The sequence below is a fragment of the Streptomyces sp. A01 genome (assembly GCF_059026195.1).
In genome coordinates this window covers 608,108-624,031 of the sequence record NZ_JBWLKN010000001.1, presented here as the reverse complement: position 1 = coordinate 624,031, position 15,924 = coordinate 608,108, and the positions used below count along the sequence as shown (strand labels likewise).

The 15,924-nt window shown below is 74.0% G+C and carries 4 protein-coding genes; 1 reads left to right on the top strand and 3 read right to left on the bottom strand.

Going from position 1 to position 15,924, the window contains the following annotated elements; translation table 11 throughout:
- The 3 genes from AC5P1B_RS02515 to AC5P1B_RS02505 all read right to left on the bottom strand — a co-directional run.
- The coding region (locus AC5P1B_RS02515) for a beta-ketoacyl synthase N-terminal-like domain-containing protein (protein WP_493884469.1) at positions 1 to 4,757 on the bottom strand (4,757 nt) is incomplete at its 3' end.
- Positions 4,758 to 5,203: 446 nt separating this feature from the next.
- Complete coding sequence (locus tag AC5P1B_RS02510) at positions 5,204 to 13,774, bottom strand: type I polyketide synthase (RefSeq protein ID WP_493884468.1); 8,571 nt, start codon at positions 13,772 to 13,774, stop codon at positions 5,204 to 5,206.
- Positions 13,775 to 14,185: 411 nt separating this feature from the next.
- Positions 14,186 to 14,905, bottom strand: a complete 720-nt coding sequence (locus AC5P1B_RS02505) for an SDR family oxidoreductase (RefSeq protein ID WP_493884467.1) — start codon at positions 14,903 to 14,905, stop codon at positions 14,186 to 14,188.
- A gap of 105 nt (positions 14,906 to 15,010) precedes the next feature.
- On the opposite strand from AC5P1B_RS02505, the gene AC5P1B_RS02500 reads away from it, so the two are divergent.
- On the top strand, positions 15,011 to 15,883 hold the full coding sequence (locus tag AC5P1B_RS02500; RefSeq protein ID WP_493884466.1) for a LysR family transcriptional regulator: 873 nt from the start codon (positions 15,011 to 15,013) through the stop codon (positions 15,881 to 15,883).
- The last annotated feature ends 41 nt before the right edge of the window (positions 15,884 to 15,924 follow it).

Below are 15,924 nucleotides of genomic sequence, written 5' to 3'. Positions count from 1 at the left end.
CGACTGTCTCCGAACACCACAGCCCGGTGATCAAACACCGACCGCGTAGTAGCCAACGACCAACCCACGTCCGTAGGTGATACGTCGGTGGCGGCGGCCAGGTGCCTGGCCAGCGCCCGCGCCTGGCCGCGCAGGGCTTCGGCGCCGCGCGCCGAGAGGACCCACGGCACCAGGCCGCCGGCACCGGTGTCCGCGGCCGCTCCGGCCTCCTCAGGCTCGACCGACCCGGCTGACCCGGTCGACTCGCCCAACTCCACTGTCTCGGGCGGCTCTTCCAGGACCAGGTGCGCGTTCGTACCGGAGATGCCGAAGGAGGACACCGCCGCCCGGCGTGGCCGCCCGGCGCGCGGCCACGCGACAGGCTCGGCCAGCAGCCGCACGTCACCGGCGGTCCAGTCCACGTGAGGGGTCGGCTCGTCGATGTGCAGCGAGGCGGGCAGTACGCCATGCCGCATGGCCTCGACCATCTTGATCACGCCCGCGACGCCCGCGGCCGCCTGGGTGTGCCCGATGTTCGACTTCACCGACCCGAGCCACAGCGGATGGCCCTCGGTGCGGCCCTGGCCGTACGTGGCCAGCAGCGCCTGCGCCTCGATCGGGTCGCCCAGGGTGGTGCCCGTGCCGTGCGCCTCGACGGCGTCCACCTCCGCGGGTGCCAGCCGGGCACTGGCGAGCGCTTGGGCGATCACGCGCTGCTGCGAGGGCCCGTTCGGCGCCGTCAGGCCGTTGCTGGCGCCGTCCTGGTTGATCGCCGAACCCCGGATGACCGCCAGCACACGACGGCCGTTACGCCGCGCGTCGGACAGCCGCTCCAACACCACCAGGCCGACGCCCTCGGCCCACCCCGTGCCGTCGGCAGCGGCGGCGAAGGGCTTGCACCGCCCGTCGGGTGCCAGGCCGCGCTGCCGGGAGAAACCGGTGAACATGCCTGGCGAGGCCATCAGGGTCACGCCGCCCGCGAGCGCCAGCGAGCAGTCGCCCTGCCGCAGGGCCTGGGCGGCGAGGTGCATGGCCACCAGCGACGACGAGCAGGCGGTGTCCACGGTGATGGCCGGGCCCTCCAGGCCGAAGGTGAACGCGACGCGGCCGGAGGCCACGCTGGGCGTGACGCCGGTCAGCAGGTGCGCGTCGATGCCGCCCGCCGCCTGGTGCAGCCGTGGGCCGTAGTCCTGAGGGGTCGTACCGACGAACACGCCGGTCGCGCTGCCCCTCAGCGCCGCTGAGCCGATGCCCGCCCGTTCGAACGCCTCCCAGGCGGTCTCCAGCAGCAGGCGCTGCTGCGGCTCGATCGCCAGTGCCTCGCGCGGGCTGATCCCGAAGAAGCCCGCGTCGAACCGCGCCCCCTCGTACAGGAAACCCCCCTCCCTGGCATAGCTCGTTCCCGGCTGGTCGGGGTCGGGATCGAAGAGGCCCGCCAGGTCCCAACCGCGGTCCGTAGGGAACGCGCCGACGGCGTCGACCTGCGCGCGGACCAGTTCCCACAGGGCTTCGGGGGAATCGACACCACCGGGGAACCGGCAGCTCATGGCCACCAGGGCGACCGGTTCGCCGTCGGTTGGCGCGGCGGCGGCCGAGGTGGCCAGGGGCGTGGCGGCCGGGGCGGGGGCGTGCAGCAGCGTGCGCAGGTGTCCGACGACGGCCGTGGGCGTCGGGTGGTCGAAGGTGAGGGTGGTGGGCAGCGGCAGTGCGGTCGCCGTGCTCAGGCGTTCGCTGAACTCCGCCGCCGCCATCGAGTCGAAGCCCAGCTCCTTGAAGGTCAGGCCGGGGTCGATGGTGTGTGTGGTGGCGTGCCCCAGCACGAGGGCCACCTTCGTCCGCACCAGTTCCAGCAGGTCGCGGTGGGCTTCCCGGGCACTGGGCGCGACCGGCGGCGGGGGCGCGTCGGCGGGCCGTGCCCGCTGTTCGACCGCCGGGTGGGCTGCGGGATCGGCAGGATCGGCAGGAGGAGCCTCGTCCGTCGCGCGCGCCGGTTCCGGTGCGGTGCCGGGCCAGTAGCGCTCGCGCTGGAAGGCGTACGTCGGCAGGCTGACGCGGCCGCCCGGCCGCCCGGGCTCGCGCTCCTGCACGTCGCCGCCGAAGGACTGACCCCAGGTCAGTGCGGCGCCGCGCACGTACGCCTGGGCCATGGCCGAGGTGAACGTGCGGGTCTCGGGCCGGTCGCGGCGCAGCACGGCCAGGGCTGCGGGGCGGGGCCGCCCGGAGCCGGACCGCGCGGCGTCGGACTGTGCGCGGTGGGGCCGTGCCGAACAGGACTGATGGGCCTGCCGGGGGTGCTGGGGCTGGACGGTGAAGCATTCCCGCGCCATGGCGGCCAGCGGCGCGTCGGGGCCGAGTTCGACGAACGTGTCCACGCCCGCGTCGCGCAGGGTGCGTACGCCTGCCATGAACCGGACCGCTCTCCGGGCGTGTTCGGCCCAGTAGTCCGGGGAGCTGAGCTGCGCGGCGGTCGCCAGGCGGCCTGTCACATTGGAGACGAGGGGAATGCCGGGCGCGGCGAAGGACAAGCTCGCGGCGACGGCGCGCAGTTCGTGGAGTATCCCGTCCATGTGGGGTGAGTGGAACGCGTGGCTGACCCGCAGTTGGCTGGCTTTGCGGCCGTGTGCCCGCCAGGCGGCCGTCGCCTCGCGTACGGCGTCCTCGTCGCCGGAGACCACCACCGAAGCTGGGCCGTTGACCGCGGCGATGTTCACCTGTTCGCCGTGCTCGGCGAGCGCTTCGGCGGCTTCGTCCGCGGTGGCCTGCCAGGCGGCCATGGCGCCCGGCGTGGTGACGGACTGCATGAGGCGGCCCCGGGCGGCCACCAGCGTGCAGGCGTCGGCGAGTGAGAGCACTCCCGCCACGTGCGCGGCGGCGATCTCGCCGACCGAGTGCCCCATCAGGTAGTCGGCGCGCATGCCCCATGACTCGGCCAGCCGGTAGAGGGCCACCTCGATGGCGAACAACGCGGGCTGCGTGTACGACGTCCGGTCGAGCAGCGCCGGGCCGGACGGGTCGTTCGCGATCCACATGACCTCGCGGAGCGGCCGCTCCAGGTGGGGGTCGAGGCAGGCGCACGCCGCGTCGAGGGCGGCGGCGAAGACGGGGTAGGCCGCGTACAACTCGCTGCCCATGGCCGGCCGCTGGCTGCCCTGGCCGCTGAACAGCAGCGCGATGCCGCCACCGGTGACACGCCCGTGGGTCACAGCGGCGGTGTCCACGCCCTGCTCAAGGGCCCGCAGCGGGTCTTGGAGGCGTGTGGTGTCGTCGGCGAAGATCACCGCGCGGTGGGCGAAGGCGGTCCTGCGGGTGGCCAGCGCGTGGGCGACGGCGGCCGGGGCCTGCTCCGGGTGGTCTCGCAGGTGCTCGCGTAGCCGTCCCGCCTGGGCACGCAGGGCAGCCGGGCTCTTGCCGGACAGCAGCCACGGCAGCACAGAGGGCGGGGCGGGCGCGGCGGGCGGCGCGGACTCGTCGGGGGCGGACGGGGTGGGCGCCTCGGCGAGTACCACGTGGCAGTTGGTGCCGCCCATGCCGAAGGAGCTGACCCCGGCGAGCAGCGGCCGGTCCGGGCGCGGCCAGCCGGTCAGCTCGTCCTGTACCCGCAGGCCGAGTCCGGGCAGCGGGATTCGCGGGTTCGGGGTGGTGTGGTTGAGGCTGGGCGGGAGCTGCCGATGGGCCATGCTCAGGGCTGTCTTGAGCAGCCCGACGATTCCGGCGGCGCTCTCCAGGTGTCCCACGTTCGTCTTCGCCGAGCCGACCAGCAGCGGTGCCCCGGCAGGGCGTGCGGCGCCCAGCGCGGCGCCGAGCGCGGCGGCCTCGATGGGGTCGCCGACCGGCGTGCCGGTGCCGTGCAGTTCGACGTACTGGACGTCGGCGGTCGACACCCCGGCACGCTCGTACGCCCGGCGCAGCACGTCCTCCTGCGTGGCGGTCCCCGGTGACGTCAGCCCGTCGGTGGCTCCGTCGTTGTTGACGGCGCTCGCCTGGATCACGCAGTACACCGGGTCGCCGTCGCGCAGGGCCGCTTCGAGCGGCTTGAGCAGGACCGCGCCACCGCCTTCACCGCGGACGAAGCCGTTGGCCCGCGCGTCGAAGGTGTAGCACCGGCCGTCCGGGGACAGGCCGCCGAACTGGGCGGCGGCCGCTTCCATGCTGTCCTCGCCGAGGATGAGGTTGACCCCACCGGCGAGTGCCAGGGTGCAGTCGCCCTGTCGCAAGCTTTCGCAGGCCATGTGTACGGCGACCAGCGCGGAGGACTGGGCGGAGTCGATAGTCAGGCTCGGGCCGCGCAGACCGTAGCTGTAGGAGACGCGGTTGGCGATGATGCTGCGGTGGGAACCGGTCATGGCGTACCGGTCGTGCGCCCGGTCGGTGACCTGGTCCAGGATGGCGGCGTAGTCGTCCCACATGGCGCCCACGAAAACCCCGGTGCGGCTGCCCGCGATGGTTCCGGGACGGATTCCGACGTCTTCCAGTGCTTCCCAGCACAGTTCGAGCATCAGCCGCTGCTGAGGGTCCATCGCCACCGCTTCACGCGGTGAGATCCCGAAGAACGCGGCGTCGAACGCGTCAACCTGGTCCAGGAAACCACCGAAGGGGGCGGGCGCGTTCCCGCCGGTACGGCGGCGGTCGTCCGGCATGGCGGAAATGGCGCTCTCGCCGTTCCGCAAAAGCCGCCAGAACGCGTCCGGGCTGGACGCCTGCGGCAAACGGCAGGCCATCCCGATGACGGCGATGGGCGCGGCGGACTGAGGTGACCGGGTGGGCGCGGTGCTAACCATCGCACCTCGTCCGGTACTCCGTGTAGGTGGGTATCGGGTCGTCTATGGCCATGGGCGGCACTCCCGCTCCGGACTTGGTGATCGGTGCGAGCACTGCGCCAGCGTGCGGCGTGCCTCTAAAGCCACACCAAACAGAACAGCAGATCACAGCCACGGCAGCGGCGGTCGCCCGCCGCGCGACTGGGCCGCCCGGGAGCGGCGAGGAATGCCACCGAGGACGGCGCGCGGGCCGCCGGTCCCGGCAGACCCCGCCCCCGCCCCAGCACCGAACCGGCACCGAACCGGCACCGAACCGGCGGCAGAACGCCGGTGACCGGCCCGCGTCTCACCGCCGTACGGGTACGACAGCGCGCTGCCGACAGCACACCGCTTCGTCCGGCGGCCGGTCACTGGTCGCGTCAGCGGGGACGAGCGCGCTCTCGGTCCCGCCGGTCCGGGACGCGCGTTCAGTCGGGCTGGTCGAAGAGGGCGAACAGTTCCTCGTCACTGACGGCCTCGAAATCATCCTCGGCGAAGTCCGGAACGCCGGAGATCGCGGCGCTGAGGGAGGCGTTGGCGGCCTCTTCGGCGGTGGCGAGCAGTTCCCGTAGCTGATCGGTGATCCGACCGTGGTCGGACGCGTCCCACGCGGCCGCCTCGATCACCGGCCTGAGCTTGCTCAGTCCGGCGAGCACCGCACTGGTCGGCACGGTCTCCTCCGTGGTGAGCCGCTGCTGGAGGTGGGCGGCGAGGGCGGTGGGCGTGGGGTGGTCGAACATGACGGTCGCCGGCAGCCGCAGCCCTGTGGTGATGTTGAGCCGGTTGCGCAGCTCCACCCCGGCCAGTGAGTCGAACCCGACCTCCTTGAAGGTCCGGTCCGTGTCGACGGCGGCGGCGTCGGTATGGCCGAGGACCGCCGCGGCCACCTCGCGCACCAGCGCCAGGACGGCCCCGTGCCGGTCGTCCTCGGGGAGGGCGGCGATCTGCTGTGCCCACCCCTGGCTGGAGGACTCGCCCTGCGCGGCGGGCTGCGGGGTCCGCCGCGCGGTGCCGCCGACCAGGCGGCGCAGCAGGGCGGGCGGTTCGTCGGCGGAGGCGCGCAGCCGTGCGAGGTCGAACGGGGCCGGGACGAGCAGTGCTTCCGGCCTGCCGAGCGCCGCGTCGAACAGGGCGAGGCCCCGCTCGGGGGTGAGTGGCGTGAGGCCGGTGCGCGCCCACCGGGTCAGACCGGCCTGGGTGAGCGTGCCGCCCATGCCGTGCCCGGTGTCCCACAGCCCCCAGGCGAGGGAGACGGCGTGCTGCCCGTGGGCGGTGCGGTGGGCGGCGAGCGCGTCGAGGAAGGTGTTGGCCGCCGCGTAGTTCGCCTGGCCGCTGGTGCCGCTGATGCCGGACAGGGAGGAGAAGAGGATGAAGGCGGCGAGCGGCTGGTCCTTGGTCAGCGCGTGGAGGTGCCACGCGGCGTCGGCCTTGGGCCGCAGGACGGCGGACAGGTGCTCGGGGGTGAGCGTGGTGACGGTGGCGTCGGCGAGGACACCGGCCGTGTGCACGACGGCGGTCAGCGGATGCCCCGCCGGTACGGTCGTGAGCAGGCGGGCTACGGCGTCGGCGTCGGCCACATCCGCGGCGCTGATGGTCACCTCGGCGCCGTGCTCGGCGAGTTCACCGGCCAGCTCCCGCGCGCCTGGGGCTTCCTGGCCTCGGCGGCTGGCCAGCAGCAGATGGCGTACGCCGTGCCGGGTGACCAGATGCCGGGCGAGGAGCGCGCCGAGCCCTCCGGTGCCGCCGGTGATGAGCACGGTGCCGTCCGGATCGAGGGCGGGGTGCGTCGCGTCGGGCGCCGGTGGTGCGACGCGGGCCAGGCGCGGTACGTACAGCGTCCCGCCGCGCACCGCGATCTGCGGTTCTCCGCTGGCGACGGCCTCGGACAGCGCGGCGTCGCTCTCCGGGCCTTCGAGGTCGACCAGGGTGATGCGGCCGGGGTGTTCGGACTGGGTCGCGCGGATCAGTCCCCACACCGGGGCTGCCGCGAGGGACGTGACGTCGTCGCCGGGGCGGGCGGCCACCGCGCCCGTGGTGACGAACACCAGCCGGGCCCGCGGGGACCGGTCGTCGCTGAGGAAGCGCTGTGCCTGGCGCAGGGCACGGGTCGCCGCGCTGTGCGCGGCGGTCACCGGGTCGGTGCCCACCGGCGTGGCTTCGGTCCTGATGACGATGCCGTCGGCGTCCGGGTCCTCGGGCAGGTCGTCGCCGTCGGCCTCGACCAGCCGCAGCCGTCCATGCCCGGCGGGCCGGAGCACCTCCCACGCCACGGTGAACAGGGAGTCGCGGTCGCCTTCTCCGGTGGCGGCCAGCTGCCGGCGGGCGACGGGGCGCAGGGTGAGGGATTCCACGGCGCCCACTGGTGTGCCGGTGAGGCTGGTGAGCGCGAGGGAGACGGTGTCGGGTCCTGTGGGTGAGACGCGGGCCCGGAGCGCCGTGACGCCGGTGGTGACCGGGGTGAACCCGGACCAGGCGAAGGGCAGCCGGATCTGGTCCGGTGCGGTGGTGGGTGAGGTGTCTGCGACGAGCGGGTGGAGCACGACGTCGAGGAGCGCGGGGTGGATGCCGAAGTGCTCGGCGCCCGCGTGGTGTTCCTCGGGCAGTCGCACCTCCACGTAGAGGTCGTCCTCGTGGCGCCATGCGGCGGTCAGGTTCCGGAAGGCGGGTCCGTAGTCGTAACCGAGCGCGGCGAGGCGGGCGTATACGTCGTCGGGCGGCTCGGCGACGGCGTCGGCGGGCGGTTCGGCAGTGGCGTCGGCGGGCGGCCACGGTCGCGGATCGCCGTCGGGCCCGCGCCCGGCAGGGCCGACGGTGCCGGAGGCGTGCCGGGTCCAGGCGGGTGGTGTGTCGTCGTCGGTCTCGGGTCGCGCGTGGAGAGTGAGGGAGCGGCTGCCGGACGGGCCGGGGCTGGTGACGGTGACCTGGAGGTGGACGGCGCCGCGCTCCGGCAGCGGCAGCGGTGCTTCCAGGGTGAGGTCTTCGACGCGGTTCGCGCCGACCTGGCGGGCCGCCGCGGCGGCGAGTTCGAGGAAGGCCGTGGCGGGCACCAGGGCCGTGCCCGCGATGGTGTGGTCGGCCAGCCAGGGGTGACTGCTGAGCGAGAGCCTGCCGGTGAGCACCAGGTCATCGCGGTCGGCGAGGTCGACGGCGGTGGCGAGCAGCGGGTGGCCCGCGGGGGCCAGGCCGAGGCCGCGCGCGTCGGCGCGGGGCGTCGGCGCCAGCCAGTAGTGCCGGCGCTGGAAGGCGTAGGTCGGCAGGTCCACGCGGTGCGCCCCGGGGAAGAAGGAGGCGACGTCCAGGGGGGCGCCGCTCGCGTGGGCGCGGCCGACTCCGGTGGCGAGCGTGTCGGCTTCGGGGCGGCCCGCGCGGAGCAGTGGGACGGCCGTGGCTGACCCGGTGGTGAAGGAGTCGGCGGCCATGGCCGTGAGGACGGCGTCGGGGCCGACCTCGACGAAGACGGTGGCTCCCCGCTCCTCCAGGGTGCGGGTCGCGTCCATGAAGCGGACGGTGCCGCGGATCTGCCGCACCCAGTAGTCGGGGGAGGCGAGTTGGTCGGGGGTGGCGAGGCGGCCCGTGACGGTGGACACGATGGGGATGGCGGGACGGCGGAACCGCAGGCCGGTGGTGACCTCCCGGAACCGGTCCAGCGCCTGGTCCATGTGCGGTGAGTGGAAGGCGTGGCTGACCCGCAGGCGGCGGGTCTTGCGGCCGCGCTCGCGCCAGAGCGCGGCGATGTCCTCGGCGGCGTCCTGGTCGCCGGAGATGACGACGGCGGCGGGGCCGTTGACGGCGGCGATGGACAGCCGGCCCTCGTACCCGCTGAGGGAGAGCGCGACCTCGGCTTCCTCAGCCTGAAGGGCGATCATCGCGCCGCCCGCGCGCGCCGACTGCATCAGGCGGCCGCGGGCCGCGACCAGGGTGGCGGCGTCGGGAAGGGTGAGCACCCCGGCGACGTGCGCGGCGGCCAGTTCGCCGATGGAGTGCCCGACCAGCAGGCCGGGGGTGAGCCCGTGGTGTGCGAGATACCGGAAGAGCGCCACCTCGATGGCGAACAGGGCGGGCTGGGTGTAGGTGGTCTGGTGGAGCAGCGCCCCGTCCTCGGTTGCCTCGGCGGCGAACATCACCTCGCGCAGCGGGCGTTCAAGATGCGGGTCGAAGGCGGCGCACACGGCGCGCAGCACCTCGGCGAACACCGGCTGTTCCGCGTAGAGTTCGCGGCCCATTCCGGCCCGCTGGGCGCCCTGCCCGGTGAACAGGAACGCCGTCGGCGCCGGGTGGTGTACGCGGCCCACCGCGACGTGGGGCGCTTCGGCTCCTCGGGCCAGCGCGTCGAGTCCGCCGCTGAGGTCGGTGGTGTGGCGGCCGGTGATGACGGCGCGCCGTTCGAAGGCCGTGCGCGTGGTGGCGAGCGACAGCCCGATGTCGGCGGGGCGGGCGGGACCGGTGTCCGGCCGGTCGGCGATGAACGCCCGCAGGCGCTGCGCCTGTTCGCGGAGCGCGGCGTCGCTACGGGCCGAGATGACCCAGTGGACGGGGGTGACGGGGGCGGCCGGGTCCTCCGTGGGGCCGGGGGACGGGCGGGGGGCGTCGGTGGGGCTTGGCTGTTCGATGATCACGTGGGCGTTGGTGCCGCTGATCCCGAAGGAGGAGATGGCGGCGCGGCGTGGGCGGCCTGTCCGGGGCCAGTCCCGTTCCTCGGTGAGCAGCGCGAGAGCGCCGCTGTCCCAGTCGATGTGCGGGGAGGGCTCCCGCACGTGCAGGGTCCTCGGCAGGACGCCGTGCCGGATGGCCTCCACCATCTTGATGACGCCACCGACCCCGGCGGCGGACTGGGCGTGGCCGATGTTGGACTTCAGCGATCCCACGTAGACCGGCTCCCGGCCCTGCCTGTCGCTGCCGTACGTCGCGAGCAGCGCCTCCGCCTCCAGGGGGTCGCCCAGCTTCGTACCGGTGCCGTGTGCCTCGATGGCGTCGACGTCGGCCGTCGTCAGGCGCGCGTCGGCGAGCGCCTGGCGGATGACCCGCTGCTGGGCCTGTCCGTTGGGGGCGGTCAGGCCGTTGGAGGCGCCGTCCTGGTTGACGGCGGTGCCGCGCACCACGGCGAGGACGCGGTGGCCGTTGCGGCGTGCGTCGCTGACGCGCTCCAGGATCAGCAGGCCCGCGCCTTCGGCCCAGCCGGTGCCGTCGGCGGTCGCGGCGAAGGGCTTGCACCGCCCGTCGGGGGACAGGCCGCGCTGCCGGGAGAACTCCAGGAACATGCCGGGGGTCGCCATCACGGTCGCTCCCCCGGCCAGCGCCAGGGTGGTCTCGCCCTGCCGCAGTGACCGCACCGCCATGTGCAGGGCGACCAGCGAGGAGGAGCAGGCGGTGTCGACGGTGACGGCCGGCCCCGTCAGTCCCAGCTGGTAAGCGATGCGCCCGGACAGGACACTGGTGTGCCCGCCGGTCAGGACATGCCCTTCCACGCCTTCGGGGGCGTCGTGCATGCGGGGCCCGTAGTCGAGGGCTGTGCCGCCGACGAACACGCCGGTGCGGCTGCCGTGCAGCGACGCGGGGTCGAGCCCGGCCCGTTCGACCGCCTCCCAGGCGGTTTCCAGCAGCAGCCGCTGCTGCGGGTCCATGCCCAGCGCCTCGCGGGGTGAGATGCCGAAGAACGCGGCGTCGAACTCGCCCGCGTTGTGCAGGAAGCCGCCCTGCCGGGTGTAGCTCTTGCCGGTCCGCTCCGGGTCCTGGTCGTACAGGTCCTCGTGCCAGCCCCGGTCCGTGGGGAACCCGGAGATGGCGTCCGCGCCGTCCGCGACCAGCCGCCACAACTCCTCGGGGCAGGTCACACCGCCCGGATAGCGACAGGCCATGCCGACGATGGCGATGGCTTCCTCGGGCCGGGCGGCGGGGGCCACGGTCCGCGCGCGCGGTACGGGCGCGGGGGCGGACTCCTGCGGTTCCGGTTCCGGGGCGTCGGCCAGTGCGGCGGTGAGGTGGCGGACCAGCACCTCGATGGTGGGGTGGTCGAACAAGAGGGAGGAGGACAGCCGCAGTCCGGTGGCGCGGCTGATCCGGTTGCGCAGCTCCACCGCGCCCAGGGAGTCGAAGCCCAGGTCCTTGAACGTCCGGTGTTCGTCGGCGTCGTCCGCCTCGTACTGCAGCACCACGGCGACCTGGGCCCGCACCAGCTCGGCCATGGCCCGGCGGCGCTCCTCCTCGTCCGCGCGGGCGAACCGCTCGCGCAGCGGGGTCACGTCCGCGCCCGCCGTGTCGTTCCCGACGTAGGCTTCCTGGCCCGGCCAGTAGCGCCGACGCTGGAAGGCGTACGTGGGCAGCTCGACGCGGGCGGCCCCCGTGCCCGCGTACGGGACGGTCCAGTCGACGGGGACGCCGTGGACGTAGGTCTCGGCGAGCGAGGCCAGGAAGCGGCGCATGCCGCCCTCGCCCCGGCGCAGTGTGCCGACCGCCACGGTGTGCTCCGCGTCGCGGGCCTCGGCACTCTGCTCGATGCCGGGCAGCATCACGGGATGCGGGGAGACCTCGACGAACAGGGCGTCGCCCGCGTCGAGGACGGCGCCGATGGTCTCCTCGAACCTGACGGTCTTCCGCAGGTTGCGGTACCAGTACCCGGCGTCCAGTTCCGTGCCGTGCAGGAGGGCGGCGGTCACCGTCGAGTAGATGGGCACCGACGCCGCCCGCGGGCTGATGCCGTCCAGCGCCCGGGTCAACCGCTGCTCGATCTCCTCGACCTGGGCGGAGTGCGAGGCGTAGTCCACGGGAACGCGCCGCGCGCGTACGCCGTCGTCGGCGCACTGGGCGAGCAGTTCGCCGACGGCCGCCGCCTCGCCGGACACCACGACGGAGGACGGGCCGTTGACCGTGGCCACCGAGAGGCGGTCGCCCCAGGCCGCGATCCGCCGGGCCGCCTGGTCGGCGCTCTCGGCCAGCGAGACCATGCCGCCGCGCCCCGCGAGCGCCCCGATCACCTGGGAGCGCAGCGCCACCACGCGGGCGGCGTCGCGCAGCGTGAGGGCTCCGGCCACGCACGCGGCCGCCGTCTCCCCCTGGGAGGCGCCGACGACCGCTGAGGGCACCACGCCGTGGGCGCGCCAGAGTTCGGCCAGGGAGACCATCACCGCGAACAGCGTGGGTTGGATGACGTCCACCCTGTCCAGCGACGGCGCTCCCGGGGTCTGCCGGAGGACGTCTTCCAGGTCCCAGTCCACGAACTCGCTGAGCGCGGTGGCGCATTCGGCCATGCGGCGGGCGAAGGCCGGTGCGCTGTCGAGGAGTTCCACGGCCATCCCGGCCCACTGGGAGCCCTGGCCCGGGAAGACGAACACGACCCGGTCCCCCGCCGGGCCCGTCCCGCGCGCCGGCGGTTCGGTCAGGGCGGGAGCGGACTCCCCGCGCGCCAGCGCGCGCAAGGCCGCGGTGAACTCCTCGCGGCTGTCGGCGATGACGACGGCCCGCTGTTCGAAGGCTGAGCGCGTGGCGGCCAGGGTCCAGCCCACGTCCACCGGCCGCAGTCGAGCGTCGTCCGCGACGCGGGCCGCCAGGCGCTCGGCTTGGGCGCGCAACGCGCGGGCGCCGCGGCCCGACACGGCCCAGGGGACGGCGGTGGGCGCGCTCGCGGGCGCGTCGGCGCGGGCCCGCGCCGGGGACCCGGCCCGGGCGGCGGCGGTGGGCGCCTCGGCGCCGGGCGCGCCGGTGGCGGCCGATGGCCGGGGGGCCTCGCCCACGACGAGATGGCAGTTGGTGCCGCCCATGCTGAACGCGCTCACCCCGGCCACCAGCGGCTGGTCGGCGCACGGCCACGGCGTCAGTTCTCGCTGGACGGCGATGCCCAACTCCGCGAGGGGGATGCCGGGGTGGGGTGACGTGTGGTGGAGGCTTGCGGGAAGCTCGCGGTGGCTGATGCTCAGCAGGGCCTTGAAGAGTCCGGCGATGCCCGCGGACCCTTCGAGGTGGCCGATGTTGGTCTTGGCCGAGCCGACCAGCAGTGGGCCGGTCCGCCCGCTTGCCGTGCCGAGCGCCGCGCCGAGCGCGGCGGCTTCGACGGGGTCGCCGACCGGGGTGCCCGTGCCGTGCAGTTCGACATACTGGACGTCGGCGGCGGCCACCCCGGCCCGCGCGCAGGCCCGCCGTACGACCGCTTCCTGGGCGGCGGCGCTGGGGACGGTCAGGCCCGTGGAGGCACCGTCGTTGTTGACCGCGCTGCCCAGGATCACACCGTAGACCCGGTCCCCGTCGGCGTGCGCGCGGCTGAGGGTCTTCAGGACGGCGACGCCGCCGCCCTCTCCGCGCACGTAGCCGTTGGCACGGGCGTCGAAGACGAAGCAGCGGCCGTCCGGCGAGAGCGCTCCCAGCTGCTCGGACGTCACCGTGCTCGCACTGGTCAGGATGAGGTTGACGCCCCCGATGAGGGCGGCGTCCGACTCGCTCTCCCGCAGGCTCGCGCAGGCCAGGTGCGCGGCGACGAGTGAGGAGGACTGTCCGGAGTCGAGCGTCAGGCTCGGGCCGTGCAGGCCGAGGAGGTAGGACACCCGGTTGGCCAGGAGGCTGCGGTGGGTGCCGGTCATGGAGTGCCGGGAGATCTCCGTGGCGCCCGCCTGGTGCAGCAGCGCCGCGTAGTCGGCCCACATCGCCCCCACGAACACGCCCGTCTGGCTGTCGCGCAGCCGGTGGGCGGCGATGCCGGCGTCTTCCAGGGCCTCCCAGGCCAGTTCGAGCATCAGGCGCTGCTGCGGGTCCATCGCCACGGCTTCCCGGGGCGAGATGCCGAAGAAGGCCGGGTCGAACGCGTCCACCCGGTCCAGATAGCCGCCCGGGCCGCACACGTCGTCACCGGTGGCCGCCGCCGTCTCCCTGCGGTCGGCCCCCGCCTCGCCGACCGCGTCCCCGCCGTCGCGGAGCAGTCTCCAAAAGGCGCTGGGGTCGGGAGACCCTGGGAACCGGCAGGCCAATCCGACGACTGCGATCGGCTCACCCTGCGGTCCACTTGACACCGGCATCGCTTACCCCACCGAACTGTTGACGAAGGGCTGGGAGGCTGAGGCCAGCCGCCTCAGCGCGCGGCGGCGCGGTCCCTGCGCCCGGCCTTCTTCCGCTGCCGACCGCCACGGATCATGCGTCTCCCCGCGTCACCCTGTGCACCCAGATGATCACACACGAGAGGCTGAAGTCCGCCCCTCTGGCTGGATTTAACCGGCAAGTTGACCAATACACCGAGTAGCCATTCACTCACATGGAGTATCTTTGGGTAAAACTCTGCGGCGCCGAGAGGAACTCTTTACCAACCGGCGGGAAGCGGCGGATCGGCGGCGGCGCGTTCCCAGGGAGGCGGGCGCGCCGGGAGCCCCGCCGGTGGCGCTCCCGGCCCCGCGACCTCCCACCAGGCGCCCGGGGACCGGCCGCGACGGCTCTCAGGCCGCCTGGGCGGTCGCGGCCATGACGACCTCACGGACCGTCAGCCGCTGCGGCTGGTCGTAGACGAACCGGATCGCGGACGCCACATCCTCGGGCGTCAGCACCTCGGTGGAGTCCTTCCACGCCTGGTAGTCCGCCTTGACCGCCTCGTCGGTGGTGTGGGAAAGCAGTTCGGTCTCGACGGCGCCGGGGGCGATGGTCGTGACCCGGACCCCGTGACCGGAGACCTCCTCGCGCAGGCTCTCCGACATCGCGTGCACCGCGAACTTGGTGCCGCTGTAGACGGCGTGACTGGGGAAGCTCTTACGGCCCGCCACCGAGCTGACGTTGATCACAGTGCCGCGCCCGCGGGCGATCATGCCGGGCAGGACCGCGCGGACCCCGTTCAGCAGCCCCCTGACATTGACGTCGAACATCCGGTCCCACTCCACGACCGGCTGCCGGGCGACCTCGCCGAGCAGCATCACGCCCGCGTTGTTGACGATCGCGTCGGCTGGTCCGTGGACCTCCTCGGCCTCGGCGACCGCCGCGGCGACGGCCTTGGCGTCGGTCACGTCCACACCCCGGCTCAGGGTGCGCGGGAGCCCGAGCCCTTCCAGGCGCTCGACCCGGCGCGCGAGGAGCAGGAGCGGGTGGCCGAGTCCGGCGAAGGTCCGGGCAGTGGCGGCGCCGATCCCGGAGCTGGCACCGGTGATGACGACGAGTGGCTGGTTCATGAGCTGGTGGGCCTTTCCCTGCGCGTTCCGCTGACTCCTCAACGATCAGTCCTGGACCAGCACCGAACAACACCCAAGATCGCATCGACCGATAACCTGTCGGTTATGGAACGGCGTGAGATCGAAATCTTCCTGACGCTCGCTGACGAGCTGCACTTCCGGCGGACCGCCGAGCGCCTGCGCGTCTCGCAGGCGCGGGTCAGCCAGACCGTCCAGAAGCTGGAGCGGCGCTTCGGGACGGCGCTGTTCGCGCGCACCAGCCGCCGGGTCGCGCTCACCCCGGTGGGACAGCGGCTCCGCGACGACATCGAGCCCGGCTACCGGCGCATCGAGGAAGGGGTCGCCCGGGCGATCGCCGCGGGCCGCGGGATCGACGGGGTGCTGCGTGTGGGCTTCTCCAGCCCCATGGCGGGCGAGCTGATCCTGGAGGCCAAAGACGCCTTCCAACTGCGGCACCCCGCGTGCGACGTCCGGATTCGCGAGGTGCCTGACACCGACCCGTACGGGCCGCTGCTCGCGGGCGAACTCGACCTCCAGATCGCGCGGTTCCCCGTCGCGGAGCCCGGCCTCACCACCGGCCCCGTGCTCATCTCCGACCCGCCTGTGCTCGCCGTCTCCTCCCGGCACCCGCTCGCCCGCCGCGCCGCCGTCTCCCTCGCCGAGCTCAACCGCCATCCGGACCTCCGGCCCGGCGCGGGGAGCGATGAGCCGCCCGCCACCCTCCAGGAGGCGCTCGCACTGGTCGGCGCGGGCCACGCGGCGCACCAGACGACGGGGCAGACCGCCAAGTACCACGCGCGCCCGCACATCACCTTCATCCCGCTCCAGGACGCGCCCCCCGCCGAGTTCGGGCTGGTCTGGCGGACGGCCGGGGAGACGGACCGTATCCGCGCCTTCGGCCGCGCCGCCGCGGACGTCGTCACCGCTGGGGGCGGGCCCGCCGAGGTCTGCTCGTCCTGCCGGATGGGAAGCTCCTGATGGGCAGCTCCTGACAGGAAGCTCCTGAGCCACCCCGTACA

What these genes read in the sequence shown, in the direction of transcription:
- AC5P1B_RS02510 (WP_493884468.1), bottom strand. Translation starts at nt 13,774, where the DNA reads ATGCCGGTGTCAAGTGGACCGCAGGGTGAGCCGATCGCAGTCGTCGGA.
- AC5P1B_RS02505 (WP_493884467.1), bottom strand. Translation starts at nt 14,905, where the DNA reads ATGAACCAGCCACTCGTCGTCATCACCGGTGCCAGCTCCGGGATCGGC.
- AC5P1B_RS02500 (WP_493884466.1), top strand. Translation starts at nt 15,011, where the DNA reads ATGGAACGGCGTGAGATCGAAATCTTCCTGACGCTCGCTGACGAGCTG.